We start from the raw sequence: 25,060 nt of genomic DNA on the forward strand, positions 1-25,060 counted from the left end.
CCGGTATGATTAAAGATTTTATTTTGCCGGACATTGGTGAAGGCGTTGTCGAGTGCGAACTCGTCGAGTGGTTGGTGCAAGAGGGCGATACGATTGCTGAAGATCAGCCCATCGCCGATGTGATGACTGACAAAGCCTTAGTGCAAATTCCAGCGCCTTTTGCGGGAGTCGTGACCAAGCTGTATTACGCCAAAGGCGATATCGCTAAGGTGCATGCACCGCTTTATGCCGTGCAGATTGAGTCCGACGAAGCTGCACCTGTTGCTGCGTCTCAGCCTGAAGCACACACTGCGACGCAAACACCTGCAAGCCAATCCAGCGCGGCGGGTACCAGCGTCGAAGAGTTTCTGCTACCCGATATTGGCGAAGGCATTGTTGAGTGTGAACTGGTCGAATGGCTAGTCCAAGAAGGCGATACTGTGGTTGAAGATCAACCCATCGCCGATGTGATGACAGATAAAGCCCTAGTGCAAATCCCTGCTATCAAAGCGGGTAAAATTGTTAAACTGCACTATCGTAAGGGCCAGTTAGCGAAAGTACATGCACCACTATTTGCGATTGAGGTCGAAGGTGGCGTGAGTGCGCCAGTCAGCCATGCACAGGAAGCAAGTGCCGCCGCTGTGAATACTACTGCACCAGCCACTTGTGCGGCGGTGTCCTCGGAGCCTGCTCGCCAAGGTAAAGCCTTAGCCAGTCCAGCCGTTCGCCGTATGGCACGCGCCTTAGATATCGATTTAAGTCGCGTCCCTGGTAGTGGTAAACATGGCCGTGTGTATAAGGAAGACATTACTCGCTTCCAAGCACAGGGTGGCGCTGTGCCTGCCGCTGCGCCAGTGGTTGCTGCCCCAACTGTGGCTCAATCGACCGTTTCTACCGCAGTGGCAAGCGCTGCACGAGGTGACATTGTTGAGCCTATCCGTGGCGTGAAAGCCGTGATGGCGAAAATGATGGTGGAATCGGTATCGACCATTCCACACTTCACCTATTGCGAAGAGTTTGATTTGACAGACTTAGTCGCTCTGCGTGAAAGCATGAAGGCCAAGTATTCCTCCGACGAAGTAAAGCTGACCATGATGCCATTCTTTATGAAGGCCATGTCGTTAGCCTTAACGCAGTTCCCTGTGCTTAACAGCCAAGTGAATGCTGATTGTACGGAAATCACCTACAAGGCGCGTCATAACATCGGTATGGCGGTCGACTCTAAGGTGGGATTATTGGTACCAAACGTCAAGGATGTACAAGATAAGAGCATCCTCGAGGTCGCGGCCGAAATCACCCGCTTAACCAGTGCTGCGCGCAGCGGCCGTGTGGCGCCGGCGGATCTTAAAGAAGGCACGATTTCGATTTCGAATATTGGTGCCTTAGGTGGCACAGTTGCAACGCCTATTATCAATAAGCCGGAAGTCGCGATTGTCGCATTAGGTAAGTTGCAAACCTTGCCGCGCTTTAATGCGAAAGGTGAAGTTGAAGCGCGTCAGATCATGCAAGTGAGTTGGTCTGGGGATCACCGCGTTATTGATGGTGGCACCATTGCTCGTTTCTGTAACCTTTGGAAACAATACCTTGAGCAGCCGCAGGATATGCTGTTAGCCATGCGCTAATCGGCTGTCAGCCAATACTTACAGCCAATCCAGCAAAAAAGGACGCAATTTAGCGTCCTTTTTTATTCGCAGGCCATAAATGGGTTAATCTTTTGATCCCAATTACGTATAATTCGCGAACGTTGTTATCCTGATGGATTTGTTATGAGCCCCAGCCCATTTGCCCCAACAATCGAAACTATTGATTATCCGTTTCCGCCTAAGCCAATTCCTCTGTCCGATGCCGAAAAGGCGGACTACAAGGCACGTATCAAGCAGCTGCTGATTGAAAAAGATGCGGTATTGGTTGCCCATTATTATACCGACCCTGAAATTCAAGCGCTGGCCGAAGAAACTGGCGGTTGTGTTTCTGACTCACTCGAAATGGCGCGCTTTGGCCGCGATCATCCCGCCAAGACGTTAATCGTCGCCGGGGTGAAATTTATGGGTGAAACCGCCAAAATCTTAAGCCCTGAAAAAACCATTCTGATGCCGACCTTGGAGGCGACCTGTTCATTGGACTTAGGTTGCCCCATCGATAAATTCAGTGCCTTCTGTGATGCGCATCCTGATCATACCGTAGTCGTTTATGCCAACACTTCGGCGGCGGTAAAAGCCCGTGCCGATTGGGTGGTCACCTGAGTATTGCCCTTGAAATCGTTGAGCATTTAGACAGCGAAGGCAAAAAAATCATTTGGGGCCCAGACCGTCATTTAGGCAGTTATATTGCCAAACAAACGGGCGCCGAGATGTTGATGTGGCAGGGTGACTGTATCGTTCACGATGAGTTTAAGGCCAATGCGCTGCGAGATTTAAAGCGTGTTTACCCTGACGCGGCGATTCTAGTGCACCCAGAGTCACCCGCGAGTGTGGTTGCGATGGCGGATGCTGTCGGCTCCACCAGCCAGTTGATTAAAGCTGCGCAAACCATGGCAAATGAGCGTTTTATTGTGGCGACCGATCGCGGTATTTTCTATAAAATGCAACAAGCGGCGCCGGGTAAAACACTGATTGAAGCGCCTACTGGCGGTAATGGTGCCACCTGTAAGAGCTGTGCTCACTGTCCTTGGATGGCGATGAATGGCTTAAAGGCGATTGAAGCGTCCTTAAGTGACAACGACAAAACGACTCACGAAATCTTTGTCGATGAAGATTTACGCGTGAAAGCCTTAATCCCGCTGACCCGTATGCTCGATTTCGCTAAGACACTGAATATGAAAGTGAAAGGCAACGCTTAATCAAGCGTTCATAACACTCACGAAAAATGAAATCCCTGCCACTTGGCGGGGATTTTTGTATCGGTTCAAATTGATCAGCAGCTAAGCTGCTAAGTATGTGCTTAATAAGGTGCGCTAACTTTTAGACGCCATTCTTCATTGATGCATATATGCTTCAATTTAAAGAAATACATGCTCTTTTACTTACTGGATCGGTGTTGTTGGCCTAAATTTGATATAGCAAAGCGTAGGTGAGTTCACTCATTGCGCTGTGTTCATGCAATTTTGTATAAGATAACCATGGAGAAGGGTATGAAAAACATCGTGTTACTGCTTGCATCAATGTCTGCTGCCAGTGCATTTGCAGACGTGAGTGTGCCAATGAATCTTGTCAACGAAAAGGGCGTGGGTGAAAGTGTCGGCCAAGTGACCATTTCTGAGTCGCAGTATGGAGTGGTATTTACGCCATAACTCAAAGGCTTAATGCCGGGATTACATGGTTTCCATCTACATGAGAACGGCAGCTGTGATCCAAAGGAAAAGGATGGAAAAATTGTCCCTGCTGGCGCGGCAGGTGGCCACTATGATCCTGCCGCCACGAAGGCCCACGGTACGCCATGGGGAGAAGGGCATTTAGGCGATCTGCCACCATTATTTGTCGATGCAGACGGTGCTGCTAGCCAGGCCGTGCTGGCACCGCGCTTAAAAATGGGTGATCTTAAAGGCCATGCGATCATGATCCATGCCGGTGGTGACAACCATTCCGATCACCCTGCGCCTTTAGGTGGCGGCGGTGCGCGTGTAGCCTGCGGTATTATCAATTAATGTATCGCCACATTCAGTTGTTAGCGGCGAAATACTCGCATTGGTAACGACAGTGGATTAATGAGCCGTGAAATCGGTATAAAAAAAGCCCCGCAAGAGCGGGGCTTTTTGATAAAGAAGAATGATTACTTCGCGTTCATCAGCGCAACCGCGTTATCTAACATACGGTTACTGAAGCCCCATTCGTTATCGTACCATGCCATTACTTTAACTAGACGGCCGTTAACGCGGGTTTGAGTCGCATCGAAGTTAGATGAAAACGCATTGTGGTTAAAGTCGATAGACACCAGTGGCTCTTTGTTAACCGCTAACACTTCGCTCAGAGGCGCAACAGCAGCGGCACGTTCGATGATGGCGTTAACTTCTTCAACAGTGGTATCACGTGCAGCAATGAAAGATAAATCCACTAAAGACACGTTAACAGTCGGTACACGTACCGCTAAACCATCAAATTTACCTTGTAATTCAGGTACGACTAAACCAACTGCCGCGGCAGCGCCAGTTTTAGTTGGGATCATTGACAGTGCTGCAGCGCGGGCACGGCGTAAATCTGTGTGGTATACGTCAGATAAACGTTGATCGTTGGTGTAAGCATGAATGGTGGTCATCAGACCTGATTCGATACCAATTTCGTCATTTAACGGCTTAGCGAAAGGCGCTAAACAGTTAGTGGTACATGAGGCATTAGAGATAACTGTCATATCCGCGGTCAACACATTGTTGTTCACACCGTAAACGACGGTTGCATCAACGTTTTTACCTGGTGCAGATATAATGACTTTCTTCGCGCCCGCCGCTAAATGTGGCTGTACAGATTCTTTAGAAGTGAAGATACCAGTACATTCGAACACGACGTCAACTTGTAAGTCGCCCCAAGGTAATTTACCTGGATCGCGTTCTTGGAAGGTGAGGATCTTGTCGCCGTTGACATAAATTGCTTCAGCATCATGCTCAACTTTGGCATTGAAACGACCATGTACAGAATCGTATTTTGTCAGGTGAGCGTTGATTGAAGCGTCGCCTAAATCGTTGATGGCAACAATTTTGATTGGGTAAGCTTTTTCGCTTTCATACAGGGCGCGTAATACGTTTCTACCGATACGGCCATAACCATTTATTGCTACACGGATAGTCATCTCATATCCCTCTGGTGATTATAAAATTCAACTGGTAGTAAAATTACCAAACTGACAGCTATCGTCAAGTGAATTCGGCAATTTTGCCGGGATTCGGTTAACAAATTAGGTTTTTTTTTACATTGCTCGCGAAAACACCATTTTCAGCGCTGTATTTGGGTAAAAAATTACAAGGTGGCAAACATTTTGCCGACGTTCTTCAAAACGTAAGTTAAGGTGAATTTGGCTTCTCTGGCTCGACAGTTGTTGCCGCTGGCGGTGTGACCTCCGTCTGGGGCGGAGCAAGCCAGAGCGCAACCGGACTGGTCGAATAGAGGCCATCTTCTAACGCGTCGATTAAGTTCTGGGCGTATTGATCTAATTTGGCCGCTAGCGTCTTGTCGCCACCGATTAAGGCTAGCATCTTATCTTCAGAATACTTCTGCTGCGTAAGTAGTAAATTCGCTTTGGTCAGCATATATGTTTTTTCAAACGCTTGGGTTTGACGATAGGCTGAGGCGAGCCCAAGCAACCAGTTGGGATCAAAGTCGGCATATTGAATTTCTGCAAACACTTTAAGATAGAGTTGTTGCGCTTTGATGGCATTTCGATTGCTGTAATAGGTGGCGATTTGAGCTAAGAGAAAAGGCTCTGTGACTTCACCAGCATTTTCTTGCGCTAATAGTCGGTTTAAGGCATCAGTGTCAGCAAAACGTGTCCATTGATAGTAAGACATAAAGGGGTCTTGGCGTTCGCGGGTTTCTTCCTGTAGACGGCTGAGGTTTTCTGTACTTAGGCGAAAGGCTCTTGCGCGGTCAGCCGTGCGATTCGTATGGATGATATGTTGCACCCCTGAGGCCAATTCAATACAACGGCTGTAATCTTCAAGGTAAGTTAACTGTTGATAAAGTTGCTTACCCGTAGGATTTTTGTTGTCTAATAGGTCGAATCGGCTCTGGATCAGCAGGGTTTTCTCGGTTAAACACCATCCATCCTTATGCAAATCGGCACAAATTTCAGGATTATTTTTACAAATCGTTTCGATATTTCGGCCATTATCACAACCGAAAAGGCTTATCGCGAGGGTAAATGATGTAATTATTACTAGATTTTGTCTCAAAATACGCTCCAAAATGCAATTTTCTCTAATAAAATTACAGATTTACAGAAAATATCTTACTGGCAAGCTGGGTCAGTTTTCATTACAATGGCGCCGACCAAAACACAGGGTTTTCCCTAAAACCTCCATAAGATTATTGGTCTTTTCGTCATGTTACTCAAACCTTTCAATATATTTTATTGAAAAGTGAGATAAAGGATCTGTAAATGAGCGCTGATAAACACCTACAAAGTTGGCAAGAACGTTTTGAAATGGCAGAGGCAATGCAACCTTTGCTGGGCAAGTTGTACCGTAACCAAGGCGTCGAAGTTGTGGTTTATGGTAAGCCATTACTCAATGCTTCTACTATTGAGATTATTAAAGCGCACCGTTTAGTTCGTCGTCATGTCGGCGAGAAATTACGTTTACGCGAGAGTTTCCCGTTTGTTCAAGCCTTAAGCAGACTCGCTGTTAAACAATGTAAAGTGGATATTGGTAAGCTTGCCGTTAAATACTGGGCTGAACATACCGATACCAACGAAATTGAAAGCTATATGGCACGTGAATTAGCGGCAGCGATTGATCATGCTGATGATATCGCCCCGCGTGATGTAGTGTTGTATGGTTTTGGTCGTATTGGCCGCTTATTAGCGCGCTTACTGATCGAACGTACTGGCCGCAGCAACAAGTTAAGACTGCGCGCTATCGTGTTACGTGGTGGTAAGAAGGGCGATTTAGAAAAACGCGCAAGCTTACTGCGTCGTGACTCTGTTCATGGTCCATTTAACGGTTCAGTTGAAGTGGATGAAGAGAACAACGCTATCATCGCTAACGGCACTTATATCCAAGTTATTTACGCAAACTCGCCAGATGAAGTGGATTACACCAAATACGGTATTACAGATGCCTTAGTGGTAGACAACACGGGTATTTGGAAAGATGAAGCTGGCCTAGGTTTACACTTGAAGAGCCCTGGTGCGAGCAAAGTGTTACTGACTGCACCTGCAAAAGGCGCCATCAAGAACATCGTTTACGGCGTGAATGAAGGCGACATCACTGCAGAAGATATCATTGTGTCTGCGGCGAGCTGTACCACTAACGCCATCACACCTGTACTGAAAGCGGTAAACGACAAGTACGGTATCGAGAATGGTCACGTTGAGACTATTCACTCATACACGAACGATCAAAACCTGATCGACAACTACCACAGTGCTGACCGTCGTGGTCGCAGTGCACCATTAAACATGGTGATCACTGAAACAGGCGCGGCTAAAGCCGTGGCTAAAGCTCTGCCAGTATTAGCGGGTAAACTGACGGGTAACGCGATTCGCGTGCCAACACCAAACGTATCTATGGCGATCATCAGCATGAACCTCAATGCTGAGACCAACAAAGATGAATTGAACGAATACCTGAAAGACACTGCGCTGCAATCACCATTGCAAAACCAAATCGATTACACAGACTCAACTGAAATCGTATCAAGCGATTTAGTGGGTTCTCGCTATGCGGGCGTGGTTGATTCACAAGCGACTATCGCCGAAGGTAAACGTGCCATTCTGTACGTATGGTATGACAACGAATTTGGTTACAGCTGCCAAGTAGTTGGTGTGATGCAGACGATGTTAGGCCTGACGACTCTGTCTCTGCCGGCATAATCGCTACGCACATAAAAACGTCCAAGGAAAAGCGCCCAGTAGGGCGCTTTTTTTATGGCATGGACCCGTCCTAAATTGCGTTGATAAGGCTGGATAACATCACTTCAGCTCTTGTTGTTGCAAAGAAAATCATCAAATTGATATTCCATCGGCAAGTTTTTATTTCTGTGGCTGAATATTGGGCAAACAGTGCTTCTAAGCGCAATATTTCAAATTTGTTGATTGACTCTGAAGGTTAAATCGGTAGAATGCCAATCCGCAGTCAGGGGAAAGCGTAGCAACGTAACTCCTAAGCTTAATCGCTGATTAAGCTGTGACATCGATGCGACATTAGCTCAGTTGGTAGAGCGATACCTTGCCAAGGTATAGGTCATCGGTTCGAACCCGATATGTCGCTCCAACTCTTTACGAGTTTGGAAATCTGGCGCGATGGCAGAATGGCTATGCTGCGGATTGCAAATCCGTCGATCTCGGTTCGACTCCGGGTCGCGCCTCCATAGATTAAGGTATTAATGACACGATTCCCGTCGTTAATATAAAGAGTTTGCCCGAGTGGTGGAATCGGTAGACACAAGGGATTTAAAATCCCTCGCTGGTAACAGCGTGCCAGTTCAAGTCTGGCCTCGGGTACCATAACATAAAAAAGGCCTAACAGATGTTAGGCCTTTTTTATTGCCGAAAATCCCGTTCTAACACCTACAAATTAATCCTTAAACAAATAGTGATCAGCCTCTTAAAAATCACAATTATCAAAAATTTCAGCTTCAAGACAATTGATCTCTCATTTAGTTGTTATTTATTTTAATCAATCCATAATACGCAAACTATTTCCTTAAGATGCGGCAATAGGCGCTATTCCCCCTCTTAAGACAGTGGTATAAATAAGCCGAATTTCCCCTACACGTGAACATTTAGGATAAGTAGTCATGATTTTCTCTCAGGTAGTACTCGCACCCGCTGATCCCATCCTTGGTTTAACCGATACCTTCAAGGCCGATCCACGCCAAGATAAAGTGAACCTCGGTGTTGGCATTTATAAGGATGAAGCAGGGCAAACTCCAGTATTACAGTCAGTGAAGAAAGCAGAAGCCCTATTGCTTGAGCAAGAGAAGACCAAGAATTATTTAGGTATCGAAGGGGTTCAAACCTATAACCGCGTGGTACAAGAGCTATTATTTGGCGAGGGCAGTACGCTTGTGACGTCAGGCCGTGCCGCGACCGCTCAGGCGCCAGGTGGTACTGGTGCACTGCGTATTGCCGCCGAGTTTCTACTGCGCAACACGCCATCGCGCACTGTGTGGGTCAGTAACCCAACTTGGGCGAACCATCAGAATATTTTTGAAACTGCAGGTTTAACGGTTAAAGAATACGGTTACTACAATGCCAGTGCCCACGATATCGATTTCGATGGCATGATGACAGATCTCGCCAATGCACAGGCGGGTGACATTGTTCTACTGCACGGCTGCTGCCATAACCCAACGGGTATTGATTTGACCTTAGCCCAATGGGAATTGGTTGCTAACCTGTGTGCAGACAAACAGTTAGTGCCATTGTTTGACTTTGCTTACCAAGGTTTTGGTGCTGGGATTGAAGAAGATGCCGCAGGCCTACGTTTAGTGGCTGCAAAAGTACCTGAGTTGTTAGTGGCTAACTCATTCTCTAAAAACTTTGGTCTTTATAACGAGCGTATCGGTGCTGTGACTGTGGTTGCACAAAATGCCGATGAAGCAGTATGTGCCTTTAGCCAAGTGAAACGTACTATCCGCGCTAATTACTCAAACCCACCAGCACACGGTGCGTTAATCGTTAGCACCATTTTAAGTGATGCGGCATTGAAAGCACTTTGGGTACAAGAGTTGACCGAAATGCGTGAGCGTATCGCCGAGATGCGTACTCTGTTCGTCCAAAGCTTAAAGGATGAAGGCGTCACCCAGGACTTTAGCTTTATTTCCCGTCAAAACGGTATGTTTAGCTTCTCTGGTTTAAACAAAGCGCAGGTTGCACGCTTGAAAGACGAGTTTGGTATTTATATCGTAGGCTCAGGCCGTATTAGTGTTGCCGGTATGACCAAAACCAATATGCCTGTGATCTGTAAAGCGATTGCCCAAGTTCTTTAACTTAGTTCTTTAATTTAGTTCTTTAATTTAGTTCTTTAATTTAACTCTTTAATTTAGTCCTCTAATATTAGAAGAGGGCTCACTAAAAAGGACAGCCTAGGCTGTCCTTTTTGTATTTTGAGCTGTCCTTTAGCATTTTGAATATGTTGGATGCTAAAGGATGCGGTTAGTCTGTCGTTATGACGCCAAGGTTTCTAGCGGTAAATCCGACTTTATTCTCAATACTGCGCTGAGCGCATCACGCAGCCCCGCCTGATCGTGTAATTGCGGATTGTGGCGATTTCTTAACGGGAAGTAATTCATTAAAGTGCCAAGGCGCACTTGTTCAGCGTGACGCAGTACCTTAGTGATCACAGGCTTGCCAATCACTTGATGGCACCAAGCTATCCGCTGCTCAATACTAAACTGGCCGGCTGGTGAAGTTTCTTCATTCAGATTATCGATAAAAACCACGGGCGCAGTGGTCATCGCTAAGGCTTTAGCAAAGCAGGGCAGTAACAGCGGTGGCATAATACTGGTCAGGAAGCTCCCTGGGCCTAGGATAATCAGATCCGCACGGCTGATGGCTTCACAGGCTTCGGTAGTCGCATCAACCTGTGGTTCAAGACATAAGGCAATGGGCGCCTCATTCATTTTATCGACATTAACCTCACCAAAGACCTTACAGCCAGAGGCCTGCAATGCCACTAAATGGGTTGGTTGCTCTGACATAGGGATGATATTGGTTTCAATCTTAAGCATATGACGAATAAGATTGACGGCCTCGAGGGGCCTAACGCAAAGCTTGTCGAGGGCAAGCAACATCAAATTACCCAGATTGTGGCCGCTTAGTTCGGTTTCGCCCTGAAAGCGATACTCAAATAATTGCGAGCTAACCGATGGGCGATGGGCTAGTTGAGACAGACAATTACGCAGATCACCCCAGGCAATACAGTCCTGTTCGGCCCGTAATCTGCCCGTAGAGCCACCATTATCTGTGGTTGCAACAATGCCCGTGAGACGATTGCCTAGAAAATCCAGCGATGAGAGCACACGACCTAAGCCGTGACCACCGCCAATGGCGACCACGTGTCTGTATTGATTTAAGATTTGATGCTGCATGAGGGTTCCTTCCTGAATACCCAAAAAATCCTGTCCTGTTGTTAAGCGGTGTTGCGAAGCCTCGTTTGGGCTCGGTTGCCAATACCTGCGTTAACGGAACCTTAGTATAAAAGCTCAGTCAAAAGCATGCACTAAATATTCACGCTCAAATTGTGCCAATGTGTATGAGTTAAGCGTGGGATCGCATTTTCAGCACAGATACGCTTTGACTGCGCTTTACATGGGCGGTTTTGTCGTCAGATTTCGTGAATTTCAAGATATGACATATAATCTGGCGCTTATTTTGCCACTCGTGACTCAATATCAAAGGTGACTTATTGAAAACAGGTAGAATTGGTTCGTTTACACTCGCGTTAGCCCTAGTGATCTTAGCGATTTTTTCGCTGAGAGTCTGGCTCATTCCTACAATTGATGAGCCTGAATCTATCGTTAACCAACTGGAAAACTCCGTTGATCCCGTTACTCAAGTGCCTGACTTTTCTGCCATCAATGATGTGGCGGAAAAAAAGCGTGCCTTTTTTGATTTTCTCAGGCCGATCATTCAACAACAAAACGCCATTATTGCCACCGAGCGTGACTTTATCACCGACATGTTGGCCTTAGTGGAGAACGACAGCACTTTGTCGGATAAACAGTTAGCACAGCTCAATCAGTTATTTGATAAATATCAATATGCTGCCCGTAATGTGGATGCAAAATCCCTGAACAGTTTACTGAAACGGGTCGATATTATTCCCGAATCTATGGTGCTTATTCAGGCGGCCAATGAATCGGGGTGGGGCAGTTCGCGTTTTGCCCGTGAAGGCTTTAACTTTTTCGGCGAATGGTGTTTTAGCAATGGTTGCGGCATAGTGCCATCCTCTCGAGGTTCGGGCAAAACCCATGAAGTGAAAGTGTTTCCCTCGGTGGACGCTTCAGTTTCTTCCTATATGCGCAATTTGAACTCGAATACGGCATACACGCTGTTTCGCTCAATACGTGCAGATTTACGCTCTCAGGAAGCCGAATTAAGTGCCGACCAACTGATCTATGGACTCGTGAATTATTCTGAAAGGCAAGAAGCTTATATCGACGAGTTACTCGATATGTTACGTCATAATGAAAAATATTTGGTGAAGGCGGATGTATAAAAAATGGTGGTTAGTAGGGCTTTGCTTGTGTGCGACAAGCCTGCAGGCAGAAACGATTTCCCTCGAATATAAAGGCTTTTATGACAGATTAAAGCAAGTCAATAAGGGGAATTATCAGTTAGTCGAAATCGCCTTTAGTGTGCCTATGCTGCCTAATTGTCAGATCCAGAGTGGAAGCATTTCGAGTGAATTAAATTCAACACCACTCACTTATACTGCGGCGCAGCGGTTGTTTATTCCCTTTGATGACGCGTTGAAAGATCAACGCGCATTAGTGAATCTAGAGTTTGAGGGCAAGGCTGAGGGCTGTGGTATTTCGATGCAAGTCAGAGCTAAGCAGACTTTAGCCACATACGACAAGGCGCGACTAGCGCAAATCGCCAGCGAAATGGATGCTTTACTCGGGGCCATGCAGGGGTTCCCGATGCGCTATTTTAAGGAGCCAATCGCGGGATTAAACTTTGAATTTGCTCAAGACCAAGCCGTTACTGTGACGCTTGATGGGCGTGAGCAACAGGTGAACAGCAGCTTTAAGTTGAGTGTTGAGCAGCTTAACAGTTTGAGGTCGTTGCAATTTAGCCAAGCGCCGACCGTATTGAGCCCTTGGGTTAAGTAAGGATAGATTTAAGTTATAAAAAAGCCCACTCTCGTGGGCTTTTTTATGCGTATCGCGTTTACGCTTCGTAAACGTTGACGATATTGATGCGTTTTGCCGCATCTAAATCGATATGGCCGCTGTTGGCGATATCCAAAAAGTCAAATGCGGGTAAATCGGCTTCGGCCACATCACCCTTCATTGGCGCGTTGGGATCGCGTTTCAACGACACAAAGTCAAACTGCTCACGGTCAACACCCTGTGAAGGGGCGGTGTTTTGCATGGCGGTAAAAATGGTTTCAATACGGCCTGGGTAGAGTCTATCCCACTGATTGAGCATGTCTTTCACTGCTTGGCGCTTGAGGTTTTCCTGCGAGCCACAAAGGTTACAGGGAATGATGGGGAATTTTTTCAATTCCGCATATTCTTCTAAATCCTTTTCGCGGCAATAGGCGAGTGGACGAATAACCACGTTAGCGCCGTCGTCCGAGAGCAACTTAGGTGGCATGGCTTTCATCTTGCCGCCGTAGAACATATTGAGGAACATGGTCTCAATAATATCGTCTCTGTGGTGGCCTAGGGCGATTTTGGTTGCGCCAATGCGCTGGGCAAAGCCATAGAGTGTACCGCGACGCAGGCGAGAGCACAGCGAGCAAGTGGTTTTGCCTTCAGGGATCTTTTCTTTCACAATCGAGTAAGTGTCTTTCTTGAGGATGTGATAAGGAATATTTAGGCTGTCTAAATAGGCTGGCAGTACGTGTTCAGGGAAACCCGGCTGTTTTTGATCTAAATTAACGGCAATAATCTCGAACTGTACGGGCGCGCGCTGCTGTAGATTAAGCAGAATATCCAGCATGGCGTAACTGTCTTTACCGCCACTTAAGCAGCACATGACTCGGTCGCCATCTTCAATCATGTTGTAATCGGCGATGGCACTACCCACTTCACGGCGCAGACGCTTCTGTAATTTATTCAGACGGGTAATTTGTTTTTTTGATAATTCTTCAGGCATTTGACTCGCCGTAACTTCAGACATAGCTTCCAACATAAAAAAGCGCCCAGTAACTCAGTTTCAGGGCGCGTATTATTCCAGCTATCGACGGCGGGGTAAAGAGCGGCGTGCGTTATGCCTCTTCAAGCGGCGATTTATAACCATCGGGTTTGATGGCTAATAAATCACAGTTAATGCTATCAATCACATGCTCTGCGGTATTGCCGATAAGCGCCGCCGAGAATCCAGTCCGACCGACAGTACCTAAAATGACCAGCTCGGCATCGAGTTGTTCGGCAAGCTCAGGGATCACATCCTCTGGCAAGCCTTCTTTCACATGGCAGTGCAGGGTATCGATACCATAGGCATTGGCAAGGTATTGCACTCGTTGCTCATGTTGCATGCGAATAGTGTCGTTATAGGTTTGTGCATCGAAATCAGGCAGTTCAATGGCAAGATTCACCGGTGTGCCGGGATAACCATTGACTAAGTGCACTTCGGCGGCAAATTTTGCGGCTAAATCCTTGGCATGTTCGATAATCTTGCCGTTTAGCATCTGATGATCGGTGTCTTCGGTTGCCACGTTGACGGCGCAGAGGATCTTACCCGCTTCAGGCCAATCATGATCTTTAACCATCAACACAGGCACAGGGGCTTTCCGCATTAAATGCCAATCGGTTGGGGTAAAAATGACGGCCTTTAACTTGTCGTGGGCGTGGGTGCCTTTGACGATCAAATCATATTGCCCAGCAATCGCATGGTTGATGATGCTTTCAAATGGGCGATTGTGCCAAATAACTTGAGTATCAATATCGAGTTGCAGGTGGTTATAGGCGGTCAGCAGATCTTGGATCCACGCCAGACGCTGATCAATCACACCTTGGCGCATGGCTTCGCGCTCTTGGCTCGATAAAATCGATGTCATTTCGTAGGAGAAGTCAAAAATAGAGAGAAACACAGTCACATGGGCGTTACTTTTACTGGCCAAGGTCACCGCTCGGGCGAGTGCAACTTGATGCTCTGTCGTGGGGTCGACTACTACCAGTATTTTTTGATAATCCTTCATAACATGTTCCTTTAGTCATAGGCTCATGTTCATCATGAGCCTTTGGCAATTATCTGTATTGTTCTAGATCAAAACTCTTTTCAAAACCAGTGCCTAGCGCATTAATTACGAATATTAAAGCACAAACGCAGGAAGGTGTGACTTATCTGGCGATCCTAGCATTACCTGCCAAGAGATTCAGTTCGTGGTGGTCAAGGATAGTGATGTACTTGCCTTTCACTTCAATCAAACCTGACTTTTGGAAACGGCCTAACAAGCGGCTGATGGTTTCTACGGTTAAGCCAAGGTAGTTACCAATATCACCACGGGTCATGGTTAAACGGAATTCTTTCGGAGAAAAACCACGGTTGCCAAAGCGGTTAGCAAGATTGCTGATAAACGCGGCGAGGCGTTCCTCGGCGTTTTTCTTGCTCAGCAATAAAATCATTTCTTGATCGCTCATGATTTCATTGCTCATTAAGCGCATGATTTGTTGGCGCAACTTGGGCATGCTGCCTGAAAGCTCATCGAGAATATTGAAGGGGATTTCACATACCATGGAGGTTTCTAAGGCTTGGGCAAAACTCTGGTGGGATTGAGCGTGAATACCGTCAAAACCAATCACATCGCCCGCTAAATGGAAACCGGTGATCTGTTCATCGCCCTGTTCGGTAATCGTATAACTTTTGACTGTACCAGAGCGGATGGCGAACAGGGACTTTAATGGATCGCCTGATTTAAAAATCTGCTCACCTTTTTGAATTGGCTTTTTACGCTCAATGATATCGTCGAGCTGATCAAGCTCGTTGGCATTGAGGGTAAACGGAATACAAAGGGTACCCATACTGCAATCGTGACAATGAATTGCGCACCCACTCGCGGCGGGACGACGGTTTTTATTCTGCTCTATTGTCATGTCGGTTCTCAAGTTAATCCACTGCAGCCATGTTAAACCAATTCACTCGCTTGGGCTAGTTTAGCTGCGACAGGGCGATATATAAAGTTTGTGCGCCAAAGGCAATTAAAAGTAAGCCACTCAATAATCTAACGGTTTTTTGCTGTACCCAATTGGCCAAACGTTTGGCCGCAACACCGGCAATCAGGAGCGCTGGGAGTGTCCCTAATCCAAAGGCGAACATAATCAAGGCGCCTTGGCTGGCAGAGCCTGCCGCCACCGACCAGGTTAAGGTACTATAGACCAAGCCGCAGGGTAGCCAGCCCCAAATGAGTCCGGCGGTGATGGCCTGCATTGGCGTAGTGATGGGAACGAGGCGCTGGGCTAAGGGTTTCAGGTAGCGCCATAACACTTGGCCAAGGCGCTCAATCTGCACTATACCCACCCAGATTTTTGCAATGTAAAGCCCGGTTGCAATCATCATCACGGCAGCAATGATCCTGAGGATCAACAGGTAACTGTCGAGTTCAAATAAGTGCCCAAGCATGGCCGATGAACCGCCGACTAAGGCACCTGCGAGGGTATAACTTAAAATCCGGCCGAGGTTATAGCTTAATAAGTAGGTGAGTTGATGGGCTAAGTGATTGCCCTGTTTAGGATTCGGCAGTTGGGAGGAAAAGGCACCAACGAGGCCGCCACACATGCCAAAGCAGTGGGCTGCGCCCATTAACCCCACCAGAAATGCCCCTGTGACGTTATATTCAATCACAGAGCCAATCACTGAGGCATGCCTTTATCTTGTGCCTGTGACGATGGATTGGCTTGAGTCGGTTTGTCTGCATCCTCATCGAAGAGAATCGACACGCTTTGACGGTCTAAGTCATCGAATTGTTCGGATTTTACCGCCCAAAAGAACACGGCTACGGCGATCAACACAAAGATCATCGCGATAGGGATTAGTACATAAATGATGCTCATAACCTAAGCCTATTTCATTGTTATAATTTAATTCGTAATAATCTCAAACTGTTACCCACAACAATCAAAGAGCTTGCCGACATGCCAAGGGCGGCAATATAAGGCGCAACATGCCCAGTTACCGCTAGCGGTAAAATCAGCGCGTTATAGCCTAAGGCCCAAGCGAGGTTTTGACGAATAATTTGTGTGGTCAGTTTAGCAACCTTGACCGCTTGGGTGAAGCGAGAGAGGTGATCGCCAAGCAGAATGAGGTCGGCGCTGTTTTTAGCAATCGCGCTGCCGCTCCCCATCGCCACAGATAAATCGGCGCCCGCCAGTACTGGCGCATCGTTGATGCCATCGCCGAACATCGCAACCGGTGTCGATTGCTGTAGTTTGGTCACCAGGGCCAGTTTATCGGCTGGAGTCAGTCCACTGTGGACATCGCTAATCCCGAGTTCTTTCGCCAATTGATGCACATGCCCTGAGCTATCGCCACTGGCAATACTGACCTTGCAACCTTGTTGCTTCAAAATATCGACGGTTTCTTTGCTATCGACACGGATATTATCTTGGATCTCAATAGTGGCAATGACTTCAAGCTGGCCATTCTGACTGTGGGCGAGCCAAATCAGCTGGTTTGCAAGTTTGGGCTCGGCGGCCCCCGTGAAGTTTGAATTACCAATGCGGTACTCAGTGCCATTAATCAAGCCTTTCACCCCAAAACCCACTTCATGGTGAACTTGCTCGGCCACAACATCGACTTGGGCAAAGCTGGCAAAGGCCGCGGCAATAGGGTGGCGTGAGCCTGCTTCTAGCGCCGCTGCAATCGCCAGTACCTGTTCTTTCTCGATATAGCTATGACATTCAACCTTGGCAATCGATAGGGTGCCGCAGGTGAGGGTGCCGGTTTTATCAAATACCACATGTTTGATTTGTGGCAGTTTTTCAAATACGCCGGCTTTACGGGTAATAATCCCAAGGCGAGTAAAAATCGCGGTCGCGCAGGTGACGGCGGTGGGGGTGGCCAGTGCAAGCGCGCAAGGACAAGTTGCCACTAATACCGACAAGGTGACCCAAAAGGCATCTTCGGGGGAGATTTGCAGCCACACCAGATAGGTGATTGTCGCAATCGATAAGATAGTGCCTGAGAAATAACGCGACAGTTTATCAGCCAACATAGCGACGGCAGGTTTAGTATTTGAGGCTAATTCCTGCAGGCGAATAATTTCGGCAACCAATTGGTCTTGCCCAAGGGCGGTCACTTTAACCTTAATGGGTTGGTCTAGGTTAATGGTGCCAGCAAATACTTGGCTATCGACGGGCTTTTCAATCGGCATTTGCTCACCGGTGAGCATGGCTTCATTGATACTGGTGTGGCCGTCAACCACGATTCCGTCGGCGGCGACCATTTCGCCGGGTTTAATAAGGATAATGTCCCCGAGGCGTAATTTTTTCGCGGGGATCTCTTCTTGCCCCTGGGCCGTAACCAAATGCGCCGTTAACGGTACTAATTTGTGGAGGTTACTGGAACTGACGGAGGCTTTTTGTCTTGCCTTTTGCTCGAAATAACGTCCTAGCAGCAGGAAGAAGGTAAACATGGAGACGGACTCAAAATAGACTTCGCCCGTGCCGTTAACAGTCGCAAAGCAACTGGCGATATAGGCGCCGCCAATAGCGATAGAGACCGACACATCCATATTGAGTTTGCCACTGAGCAGGGTGCGAATGGCGCTGAAATAGAAGGGCTGCGCCGAGTAAAGCACCACGGGTGTGGCAAAAATCATGCTCACCCAACGGAAATAATCCCGATATTGCACATCCAAATCGGTAAAGTAACCGGTATAGAGGGCGAGGGCGAACATCATCACTTGCATGGTAGCAAAACCCGCCAAACCTAAGCGCAGTAAGAATTTGCGGCTATTTTGCTTGGCGGTCAGTTCTTGCTCATCCACTTGATAGGGCGCGGCTTGATAACCTATACGGCTAATTTGTCCAAGAATATCACTGAGTTTAACTTGCTGGTTATCCCAGCTGATCATCGCCCTTTGGGTGGTGGAGTTGACCATCACTTGGCTGACGCCAGGCAGTTGTTTCACTTTATGTTCGATTAACCAAGCGCAGGCCGCGCAGGTAATGCCGTCGATGGACAGTGACACAGAGTCACTCTTTTCCTCCGAGTGGACAAAGTCCTGCTGTACTTCGGGCAAATCGTAGGCACTAAACTGATTTAATTCATCAGGTACCAGTGCCGTCTGTTTACTGCCAGGTTCGGTTCGAAACTTGTAATAGCTTAATAAGCCTGCATCCACAATGGCTTGGGATACCGCTTGGCAGCCTGGGCAACACATGAGTTCATCGCGGTCATTAATGCGGGTGACAAACTGAGTCCCAGTGAGCACGGGCTCATTACAGTGAAAACAACTTGGATGTGTCATAGCAATATTCATTCAACCACAATTAGTTCAACCACAATTGGACGTTGTCTTTGAGTTCGACACGTTGATGAATACGCCATTTACCGTCAAAACCTTCTAGGCGGACTTCCCAAGCACCGGTTAATACATCGGGCAGTGTAATGCGATACACATGGTTAGCATCGGCCGTTACCGTCATCTTGATGTCTTTTTCGGCAATCGTTGGGTGATAAAATTCGACTTTTAACGCGGCTTGATAGGCTGGTCCACCGTGTTGGGTGAAGAGTACTTCGTGGTGATTTTGTTCGAGTTGCCATTGCATGCCAAGTTGCTTGGCATATTTGACTTTACTCAAGTCCATGTTGATGGCTTTGCCTTCTTTGTAATAATCCTCGGCGACCAGAGAGTCAGAGTTAGAGAGGGCAATTTTTAGCGTGGTAAAACTTGCGACGACGGCACACAAAGGAAGAATAATTAAAAACCAAGGCCAAAACTGCTTATACCAGGGTTGTTGTTCGCTCATGTTAAATACCCATAATAAAAATTTGCGCCATTTTACCGTTAAAAGGTGGCTTTAGCACTTTAAAAAAAAGGCCTCGACGTTATCGAGGCCTTAGCGTTACTCACATCTAATTACTTGTTTGACAAGCTATAAACATAAGCTGCGATCACGTGGACTTTCTCTTCACCGAGAACGTCTTTCCATGCTGGCATCACGCCTGCACGGCCGTGCTTGATCGTTTCTTCGATCACACCACGGCTACCGCCATATAACCAAACATCGTCAGTTAAGTTAGGTGCGCCCATGAGTTTGTTGCCTTTTGCGTCCATACCGTGACACGCAAAACAACCTTTCATGAATGACCCTTGACCTTGAGCGGCGAGTTTCTCGTCGTGCTCACGGCCAGATAACTTAACTACGTACTCGGCCAGACCAGCAATTTCGCTATCGTCGATTGGCAAACCACCTTTTGGTGGCATCATGCCATGACGACCGTTCATGATAGTGGTCTTGATAGTGGCTAAATCGCCACCGTATAACCAATCACTGTCGGTCAGGTTAGGGAAGCCTTTGCTACCACGTGCGTCAGAGCCATGGCACTGCGCGCAGTTTTGTAGGAACAAACGACCGCCCACTTTCAACGCTTCTTGGTTTTTCACTAACTCTTCGAGTGGTGTAGCCAAGTAAGCCGCGAAGATTGGGCCATATTTTTCGTTAGCGTGTTTAACTTCTTGGTCATACTGAACGTACATGCCTTCTTTTGCTGCCAGCTCAACCGCTGCTGCAGAATCGGCTTTAATACCTTTCTCTGTACCAATGCTCTGGTTAGAGCTGGTCCAGTTCAGTAGACCTTTGTAGTTACCTAAACCTGGGAACAGGGCTAAGTAAACCAAGCCAAACACGATAGTGATATAGAACATATAACTCCACCATTTTGGCAGTGGGTTATTGAGTTCTTCGATACCATCGAAACTGTGACCCATAGATTCGCCTTCTTTTACATCCGTGGTGTTCTTTGAACACACACGCAGCAACAGAAAACATCCTGCGATCACAATTAACGAGAGTACGCTAATCCAAATACTCCAGAAGCTACTCATCACTTATTCTCTCCTGAGTCCTTCGATTCCTTGCTGATTTCCTCATCGGAAAACACAAGATTGGCTGCTTCATCAAAGGATTTTTGACGACGCGAGCTATATGCCCAAGCAAATATACCGACGAAGGTCAGCATCACAATGATGGTTAAAATACCTTGTAATGTGCCGTAATCCATATATTGCCTCCTTATTTGAGTGCGTGACCCAAAGACTGAAGATATGCAATCAAGGCTTCCAGCTCTGTCTTACCTTCAACAGCTTTCTGAGCGCCTGCGATTTCTTCATCGGTGTAAAGATCATTACCTTTGTAACCGCCTTTGTGCATGTTACGCAGAATAGTCATCTTGTCGCCGGTTAACTTGCCGTCTAACTTGTTTTCGGCAAGCCATGGGAAGGCTGGCATATTCGATTGAGGGACCACAGCACGAGGATCGATTAAGTGAACTTCATGCCATTTATCGCTGTAGCGACCGCCAACACGAGCCAAGTCTGGACCAGTACGCTTAGAACCCCATTGGAATGGGTGATCCCAAACAGACTCACCGGCTACAGAGTAGTGACCGTAACGTTCAGTCTCTGCACGTAAAGGACGGATCATCTGGCTGTGGCAGTTGTAGCAACCTTCACGCACATAGATGTCACGGCCTTCAAGTTGCAGGGCAGTGTAGGGTTTCAAACCTTCAACAGGCTCAGTGGTATCTTTTTGGAAAATCAGCGGCGTGATTTCTACCAAGCTACCGAAGCTGATAGCGATAACAGTGAAGATCGCTAACAAACCGATGTTTTTTTCAACTATCTCATGATTAAATTTCATCGAGTTTGCTCCTTAAGCCGCTTTTGCTTCAGCCAGTGCTGGCAATGAATCTTTAGAGGCTTTCACAGTACGGATCACGTTGTATGCCATGATCAGCATACCGGTTAAGAAGAAACAACCGCCGAGGAAACGTACGAAGTAGAAAGGATAAGAAGCTTCCAGACTTTCAACAAAGCTATAAGTCAAAGTACCGTCAGCGTTAACTGCACGCCACATCAGACCTTGCATTACACCCGAAATCCACATAGACACGATGTAAAGTACAGTACCGATAGTCGCTAACCAGAAATGCACGTTAACTAACTTGATGCTGTACATACGGCCATGGCCGAACAGTACTGGGATCAAGTGATACAGAGAACCGATAGACACCATTGCAACCCAGCCTAGCGCGCCTGAGTGAACGTGACCGACAGTCCAGTCTGTGTAGTGAGATAAAGCGTTAACTGTCTTGATGGCCATCATCGGACCTTCGAAGGTCGACATACCGTAGAAAGACAGAGAAACCACTAAGAAACGTAGTACTGGGTCAGTACGTAGTTTGTGCCATGCGCCAGATAAGGTCATGATACCGTTGATCATACCACCCCAAGATGGTGCGAACAGGATCAGTGACATCACCATACCTAAAGACTGAGTCCAGTCTGGCAGGGCAGTGTAGTGTAAGTGGTGAGGACCCGCCCAAATGTACAGTGCGATCAGTGCCCAGAAGTGCACGATAGACAGACGATATGAGTAAACAGGACGACCCGCTTGCTTAGGCACGAAGTAGTACATCATCCCTAAGAAACCTGCGGTTAACAGGAAGCCTACTGCGTTGTGACCATACCACCATTGCACCATGGCATCGACCGCGCCACTGTACATAGAGTATGACTTGAACAAGCTAACAGGAACAGCCATAGAGTTCACGATGTGAAGCACGGCAACCGTAATGATAAATGCACCAAAGAACCAGTTCGCTACGTAGATATGCGATGTTGTTCGTTTGATAATAGTGCCGAAGAACACTATTGCATAAGATACCCAGACGATAGCGATAGCGATATCGATTGGCCATTCTAATTCAGCATACTCTTTACCACTGGTGTAACCCATTGGCAGCGTAATGGCTGCTGACAGAATGATGGCTTGCCATCCCCAAAACGTAAATGCAGCTAATTTAGGTGCAAATAGTCGGGTTTGACAGGTGCGTTGTACGACATAATAGGATGTTGCAAAGAGGGCTGATGTTCCGAACGCGAAGATAACCGCATTGGTATGTAATGGTCGCAAGCGACTATACGTAAACCAAGGAGTATCAAAGTTCAGATGTGGCCAGATTAACTGAGCCGCAATTAATACACCGACTGACATACCAACAATACCCCACAAAACAGTGGTTAAGGCAAATTGGCGGACAATGGTGTAATTGTAATCAGCGCCTGTTGGCTGGGAATGGTTCATCATAATGCTTCCACTGCTTATTACTTTTACTTTTAGTAAAGACAAGCTTTACCTGTTATATATGACACAAAGCTCGCTTCCCTATTAGGGTTGTGAAGCCATGTCAATGCGTTAACCTACACATTTGTGCTCAAATATGAGGTTTTGCAATGATACTTGAGCCATGTCAAAAAAGATACCAAAGATGGGGTCTGGAAAGTTGATCTAGATCAACCTACGCCATAGAATGTTAACATCTTGCATCACAAGGTTAATTTTTGTGCTTACACGCAAACTTCTGCCACTCACACTCATGCTAGTTATGATGAATCTCACAGCTTGCAATGAAAAGACCACGCAACAGATAAAAACCACGCCTGCAGACCTAACACTTTGCGTCTTTACGCAGGGAGATTGTATTAAACGCATTGGCGATATTGAGCTGCGTATTAGTCTCACCCCAGCCCATGCGCCGAGCGAAAAACCATTAACATTGAAGCTATTAACATCCGATACTATCGAAAACCTTCAGATCCGTTTAGAAGGCAGAGACATGTTTATGGGGGTTATACCTGTTAATTTTCGTGAAGTGAATAAAACCACCTATGAAGGGCAGATGATTTACGGCGCTTGCAGCAGTGGATACATGGTGTGGCGAGGATTTATCAGTTTTAGCCGAAATGGTGTTCAACAAGCCGTCGTTTTTGACTTTCTGGCCGATAATCCGAGTTGATTGGAACGATTGAGCCAAATAAAACCTTATTTCGTGAGTTTTTGCTGAAGAAATAGCAGATACAGCTATTTACCATTCAGTTGATACTGATTTTTAAGGTTATTTTAATGACTCGTCATGGTCCTTCCAGTTATCTTTGACTCGAACAAAGATATCGATGTTATTGATAAAGAGTTCGAGCAAATCTGGGTCAAAATGTTTACCCGCACCTTTACGCATTTCGACAATAACATCCTCTAATGGCCAGGCAGCTTTGTAGCATCGTGCGTGTGATAGGGCGTCGAACACATCTGCGATAGCAACTATGCGGGCAAAAATGTGAATTTGATCTTGTTTTAAATTGCTTGGATAGCCAGAGCCGTCAAATTTTTCATGGTGTTGTAGGGCGATAATCGCCGCAGCTTTTAAAATTGGCCGTTCGGAATTGGCGAGGATCTGGTATCCAATGCTGGGGTGCTGACGCATTACAGACCATTCTTGGTCATCTAATTTGCCAGGTTTAAGTAATACCGCATCGGGGATCGCGATTTTACCTATATCGTGCATTGGAGAGGCGCGGCGCAACAAGTCGGCTTCGGTCTCGGTTAACCCCGCCAGTAACGCCAGTTGGGCACAATATTCCGCCATGCGCTTAACATGATTGGCGGCTTCTTTAGAACGACTCTCGACCACATCGCCCAAACGCAAGATCAGTTCTGATTGAGTGTCTTCCACCTCTTGATTTAAGAGGAGATTCTCAAAGGCAACCCCGACATTTATCGCAAAGATATCGACCAGCTTTTTATCCAAATCATCAATTTTATCAATGCCATCCATATAAAGCAGGTTAATAAGGCCGCTCTTTGTTGGAAAATAGCCGATAAAACAATTGTCTTCGTACAAGCAGCGCTTTTGCATTAAGGCGCTACGCAACAGCGTGGCAATATGCTCAGGGAGCTCTTTATGTGAAGGGCTATTGGCAAATTGCCCTGTACCGGCGAGGATTTCGATTTCAGCCGTATCCACATGACCACTAATCGCATCCATGGCATTGCAGGTCAGCAGCAAGGTTTCGGTATCAAGATTAAGCAGAGTCGCAACTTGAGTGAGTAGGCCATCGGCAAATCGATGTAAGGTTCTGAGTTCAAAGAGACCCGAGGTGGCTTCAAGCACCCGCTCTAAGCCCTTACGATGATTCACTTGCGCTCGCCTTGCTTGCTCAATTTCCATAATGTCGCGATAGGAGCGTAGGGCAGAGTAGACGCTGGTCATGAGTTTGCGGGAATCGAGTTCAGATTTAGCTTTGTAATCATTGATATCGTAGTTGACTATTACATCCTCTTCGGGGGCTTGTCCGGGCTGGCCTGTTCGGAGAATGAGTCGAATATTTTTGTTCACTTGCACTTCGCGGATCCATTTAACCAGCTCGAGTCCCGCATGGTCGCTTTCCATCACCACATCGATAAAAGCAACGGCAATATCTTGTTCATGGGCGAGCAGATCCTTTGCCTGTTCGCCACTGTAGGCATTAATAAAGGTGAGGGCACGGCCATCGAGGCGAAAACGGGAAAGGGCGAGTTTAGTCACGGTATGGACATCGGGCTCATCATCGACAACAAGGATCTTCCAGGGGGCCCCAGAGGTAGATGTTTCAGTGGTTTTCTTAGTGGAGAACAACGGCTTTTTGTTTGTAAGATCAATCACCATCCGGTACCTCAACACGTAAAGGAGCAGCACACAGTTAGAGTGTAGTAGAAGC

The 25,060-nt window shown here is 46.9% G+C and carries 21 protein-coding genes, 3 tRNA genes and 2 pseudogenes; 11 read left to right on the forward strand and 15 right to left on the reverse strand.

Translation table 11 applies throughout. The features are described from left to right. The first annotated feature begins 5 nt into the window (after positions 1-5). The 3 genes and pseudogenes from ACUZ8J_RS10335 (at position 6) to sodC (ending at position 3,622) form a co-directional block, all read left to right on the forward strand. Positions 6-1,601 (forward strand): dihydrolipoyllysine-residue acetyltransferase, encoded by a 1,596-nt coding sequence (locus ACUZ8J_RS10335; protein ID WP_446693767.1) that lies wholly within the window; start codon positions 6-8, stop codon positions 1,599-1,601. 144 nt (positions 1,602-1,745) lie between these two features. Then, a pseudogene (nadA, locus tag ACUZ8J_RS10340) lies at positions 1,746-2,818 on the forward strand (quinolinate synthase NadA). A 291-nt stretch (positions 2,819-3,109) separates the two neighbouring features. Next, positions 3,110-3,622 (forward strand): annotated as a pseudogene (sodC, locus tag ACUZ8J_RS10345) (superoxide dismutase [Cu-Zn] SodC). A gap of 125 nt (positions 3,623-3,747) precedes the next feature. Here sodC and gap read toward each other — a convergent pair. Both gap and ACUZ8J_RS10355 read right to left on the reverse strand, forming a co-directional pair. After that, positions 3,748-4,758, reverse strand: a complete 1,011-nt coding sequence (gap, locus tag ACUZ8J_RS10350) for a type I glyceraldehyde-3-phosphate dehydrogenase (protein WP_011622787.1) — start codon at positions 4,756-4,758, stop codon at positions 3,748-3,750. Between the two features lie 211 nt (positions 4,759-4,969). Further along, positions 4,970-5,857: a DUF2989 domain-containing protein gene (locus tag ACUZ8J_RS10355; RefSeq protein ID WP_446693768.1), complete on the reverse strand. Its 888-nt coding sequence runs from the start codon at positions 5,855-5,857 to the stop codon at positions 4,970-4,972. Between the two features lie 206 nt (positions 5,858-6,063). On the opposite strand from ACUZ8J_RS10355, the gene ACUZ8J_RS10360 reads away from it, so the two are divergent. The 5 genes from ACUZ8J_RS10360 (at position 6,064) to ACUZ8J_RS10380 (ending at position 9,617) form a co-directional block, all read left to right on the forward strand. Continuing rightward, positions 6,064-7,497, forward strand: a complete 1,434-nt coding sequence (locus tag ACUZ8J_RS10360; protein ID WP_011622785.1) for a glyceraldehyde-3-phosphate dehydrogenase — start codon at positions 6,064-6,066, stop codon at positions 7,495-7,497. 324 nt (positions 7,498-7,821) lie between these two features. Further along, positions 7,822-7,897: transfer RNA gene (locus ACUZ8J_RS10365), tRNA-Gly, on the forward strand. Positions 7,898-7,920: 23 nt separating this feature from the next. After that, positions 7,921-7,994: transfer RNA gene (locus ACUZ8J_RS10370), tRNA-Cys, on the forward strand. A 49-nt stretch (positions 7,995-8,043) separates the two neighbouring features. Continuing rightward, positions 8,044-8,130 (forward strand) — tRNA-Leu (locus ACUZ8J_RS10375). Between the two features lie 293 nt (positions 8,131-8,423). Then, the gene (locus ACUZ8J_RS10380; RefSeq protein WP_446693769.1) at positions 8,424-9,617 is read left to right on the forward strand and encodes an amino acid aminotransferase; all 1,194 of its coding nucleotides are present in this window, start codon (positions 8,424-8,426) and stop codon (positions 9,615-9,617) included. 177 nt (positions 9,618-9,794) lie between these two features. Here the strand turns inward: ACUZ8J_RS10380 and ACUZ8J_RS10385 are convergent, their stop codons facing one another. After that, the gene (locus ACUZ8J_RS10385; RefSeq protein ID WP_446693770.1) at positions 9,795-10,718 is read right to left on the reverse strand and encodes a YvcK family protein; all 924 of its coding nucleotides are present in this window, start codon (positions 10,716-10,718) and stop codon (positions 9,795-9,797) included. Positions 10,719-11,035: 317 nt separating this feature from the next. Between ACUZ8J_RS10385 and ACUZ8J_RS10390 the strand changes: the two genes are divergently transcribed. Further along, entirely contained in the window at positions 11,036-11,848 is an 813-nt protein-coding gene (locus ACUZ8J_RS10390; protein ID WP_089067761.1) for a glucosaminidase domain-containing protein, read from the forward strand. Next, positions 11,841-12,464 carry a DUF2987 domain-containing protein gene (locus tag ACUZ8J_RS10395; RefSeq protein WP_446693771.1) on the forward strand — a complete coding sequence of 208 codons (624 nt, stop codon included), beginning with the start codon at positions 11,841-11,843 and terminating at the stop codon, positions 12,462-12,464. Before ACUZ8J_RS10390 ends, ACUZ8J_RS10395 begins: the two co-directional genes overlap by 8 nt. A 58-nt stretch (positions 12,465-12,522) precedes the next feature. Here the strand turns inward: ACUZ8J_RS10395 and ttcA are convergent, their stop codons facing one another. The 11 genes from ttcA to ccoN form a co-directional block, all read right to left on the reverse strand. Beyond that, positions 12,523-13,491, reverse strand: coding sequence for a tRNA 2-thiocytidine(32) synthetase TtcA (ttcA, locus tag ACUZ8J_RS10400; RefSeq protein WP_446693772.1), 969 nt, complete (start codon positions 13,489-13,491; stop codon positions 12,523-12,525). 76 nt (positions 13,492-13,567) lie between these two features. Beyond that, on the reverse strand, positions 13,568-14,500 hold the full coding sequence (gene uspE / locus ACUZ8J_RS10405; RefSeq protein WP_011622779.1) for a universal stress protein UspE: 933 nt from the start codon (positions 14,498-14,500) through the stop codon (positions 13,568-13,570). Between the two features lie 142 nt (positions 14,501-14,642). After that, on the reverse strand, positions 14,643-15,395 hold the full coding sequence (etrA, locus tag ACUZ8J_RS10410) for an electron transport transcriptional regulator EtrA (protein WP_011622778.1): 753 nt from the start codon (positions 15,393-15,395) through the stop codon (positions 14,643-14,645). Between the two features lie 55 nt (positions 15,396-15,450). Further along, positions 15,451-16,143: a sulfite exporter TauE/SafE family protein gene (locus tag ACUZ8J_RS10415; protein ID WP_446694929.1), complete on the reverse strand. Its 693-nt coding sequence runs from the start codon at positions 16,141-16,143 to the stop codon at positions 15,451-15,453. A gap of 8 nt (positions 16,144-16,151) precedes the next feature. Beyond that, on the reverse strand, positions 16,152-16,352 hold the full coding sequence (ccoS, locus tag ACUZ8J_RS10420; protein WP_011622776.1) for a cbb3-type cytochrome oxidase assembly protein CcoS: 201 nt from the start codon (positions 16,350-16,352) through the stop codon (positions 16,152-16,154). A 20-nt stretch (positions 16,353-16,372) separates the two neighbouring features. After that, positions 16,373-18,769, reverse strand: coding sequence for a heavy metal translocating P-type ATPase (locus ACUZ8J_RS10425; protein ID WP_446693773.1), 2,397 nt, complete (start codon positions 18,767-18,769; stop codon positions 16,373-16,375). Between the two features lie 22 nt (positions 18,770-18,791). Beyond that, on the reverse strand, positions 18,792-19,271 hold the full coding sequence (locus tag ACUZ8J_RS10430) for a FixH family protein (protein ID WP_011622774.1): 480 nt from the start codon (positions 19,269-19,271) through the stop codon (positions 18,792-18,794). A gap of 110 nt (positions 19,272-19,381) precedes the next feature. Beyond that, entirely contained in the window at positions 19,382-20,350 is a 969-nt protein-coding gene (gene ccoP, locus ACUZ8J_RS10435; RefSeq protein ID WP_248967962.1) for a cytochrome-c oxidase, cbb3-type subunit III, read from the reverse strand. Next, the gene (locus tag ACUZ8J_RS10440) at positions 20,350-20,526 is read right to left on the reverse strand and encodes a CcoQ/FixQ family Cbb3-type cytochrome c oxidase assembly chaperone (protein ID WP_011072349.1); all 177 of its coding nucleotides are present in this window, start codon (positions 20,524-20,526) and stop codon (positions 20,350-20,352) included. The genes ccoP and ACUZ8J_RS10440 overlap by 1 nt, the downstream gene beginning before the upstream one ends. An 11-nt stretch (positions 20,527-20,537) precedes the next feature. Then, the gene (gene ccoO / locus ACUZ8J_RS10445) at positions 20,538-21,164 is read right to left on the reverse strand and encodes a cytochrome-c oxidase, cbb3-type subunit II (protein ID WP_037430478.1); all 627 of its coding nucleotides are present in this window, start codon (positions 21,162-21,164) and stop codon (positions 20,538-20,540) included. A 12-nt stretch (positions 21,165-21,176) separates the two neighbouring features. Next, positions 21,177-22,613, reverse strand: a complete 1,437-nt coding sequence (gene ccoN / locus ACUZ8J_RS10450; RefSeq protein ID WP_089067765.1) for a cytochrome-c oxidase, cbb3-type subunit I — start codon at positions 22,611-22,613, stop codon at positions 21,177-21,179. Positions 22,614-22,836: 223 nt separating this feature from the next. Between ccoN and ACUZ8J_RS10455 the strand changes: the two genes are divergently transcribed. Continuing rightward, a complete protein-coding gene (locus ACUZ8J_RS10455) occupies positions 22,837-23,322 on the forward strand; it encodes a hypothetical protein (protein ID WP_446693774.1) in 486 nt (161 codons plus the stop codon). A gap of 99 nt (positions 23,323-23,421) precedes the next feature. Here ACUZ8J_RS10455 and ACUZ8J_RS10460 read toward each other — a convergent pair whose 3' ends face one another. Beyond that, on the reverse strand, positions 23,422-25,008 hold the full coding sequence (locus ACUZ8J_RS10460) for a DUF3369 domain-containing protein (RefSeq protein ID WP_446693775.1): 1,587 nt from the start codon (positions 25,006-25,008) through the stop codon (positions 23,422-23,424). Between the last annotated feature and the right edge of the window lie 52 nt (positions 25,009-25,060).

Source organism: Shewanella sp. Koi 1 (assembly GCF_052907445.1).

Excerpts from the sequence above, each read along its gene's own strand:
- ACUZ8J_RS10335 (WP_446693767.1), top strand. The coding sequence starts at position 6 with ATGATTAAAGATTTTATTTTGCCGGACATTGGTGAAGGCGTTGTCGAG.
- gap (WP_011622787.1), bottom strand. The coding sequence starts at position 4,758 with ATGACTATCCGTGTAGCAATAAATGGTTATGGCCGTATCGGTAGAAAC.
- ACUZ8J_RS10360 (WP_011622785.1), top strand. The coding sequence starts at position 6,064 with ATGAGCGCTGATAAACACCTACAAAGTTGGCAAGAACGTTTTGAAATG.
- ACUZ8J_RS10380 (WP_446693769.1), top strand. The coding sequence starts at position 8,424 with ATGATTTTCTCTCAGGTAGTACTCGCACCCGCTGATCCCATCCTTGGT.
- ACUZ8J_RS10385 (WP_446693770.1), bottom strand. The coding sequence starts at position 10,718 with ATGCAGCATCAAATCTTAAATCAATACAGACACGTGGTCGCCATTGGC.
- ACUZ8J_RS10395 (WP_446693771.1), top strand. The coding sequence starts at position 11,841 with ATGTATAAAAAATGGTGGTTAGTAGGGCTTTGCTTGTGTGCGACAAGC.
- ttcA (WP_446693772.1), bottom strand. The coding sequence starts at position 13,491 with ATGTTGGAAGCTATGTCTGAAGTTACGGCGAGTCAAATGCCTGAAGAA.
- uspE (WP_011622779.1), bottom strand. The coding sequence starts at position 14,500 with ATGAAGGATTATCAAAAAATACTGGTAGTAGTCGACCCCACGACAGAG.
- etrA (WP_011622778.1), bottom strand. The coding sequence starts at position 15,395 with ATGACAATAGAGCAGAATAAAAACCGTCGTCCCGCCGCGAGTGGGTGC.
- ccoS (WP_011622776.1), bottom strand. The coding sequence starts at position 16,352 with ATGAGCATCATTTATGTACTAATCCCTATCGCGATGATCTTTGTGTTG.
- ACUZ8J_RS10425 (WP_446693773.1), bottom strand. The coding sequence starts at position 18,769 with ATGACACATCCAAGTTGTTTTCACTGTAATGAGCCCGTGCTCACTGGG.
- ACUZ8J_RS10430 (WP_011622774.1), bottom strand. The coding sequence starts at position 19,271 with ATGAGCGAACAACAACCCTGGTATAAGCAGTTTTGGCCTTGGTTTTTA.
- ccoP (WP_248967962.1), bottom strand. The coding sequence starts at position 20,350 with ATGAGTAGCTTCTGGAGTATTTGGATTAGCGTACTCTCGTTAATTGTG.
- ACUZ8J_RS10440 (WP_011072349.1), bottom strand. The coding sequence starts at position 20,526 with ATGGATTACGGCACATTACAAGGTATTTTAACCATCATTGTGATGCTG.
- ccoO (WP_037430478.1), bottom strand. The coding sequence starts at position 21,164 with ATGAAATTTAATCATGAGATAGTTGAAAAAAACATCGGTTTGTTAGCG.
- ccoN (WP_089067765.1), bottom strand. The coding sequence starts at position 22,613 with ATGATGAACCATTCCCAGCCAACAGGCGCTGATTACAATTACACCATT.
- ACUZ8J_RS10455 (WP_446693774.1), top strand. The coding sequence starts at position 22,837 with ATGTTAACATCTTGCATCACAAGGTTAATTTTTGTGCTTACACGCAAA.
- ACUZ8J_RS10460 (WP_446693775.1), bottom strand. The coding sequence starts at position 25,008 with ATGGTGATTGATCTTACAAACAAAAAGCCGTTGTTCTCCACTAAGAAA.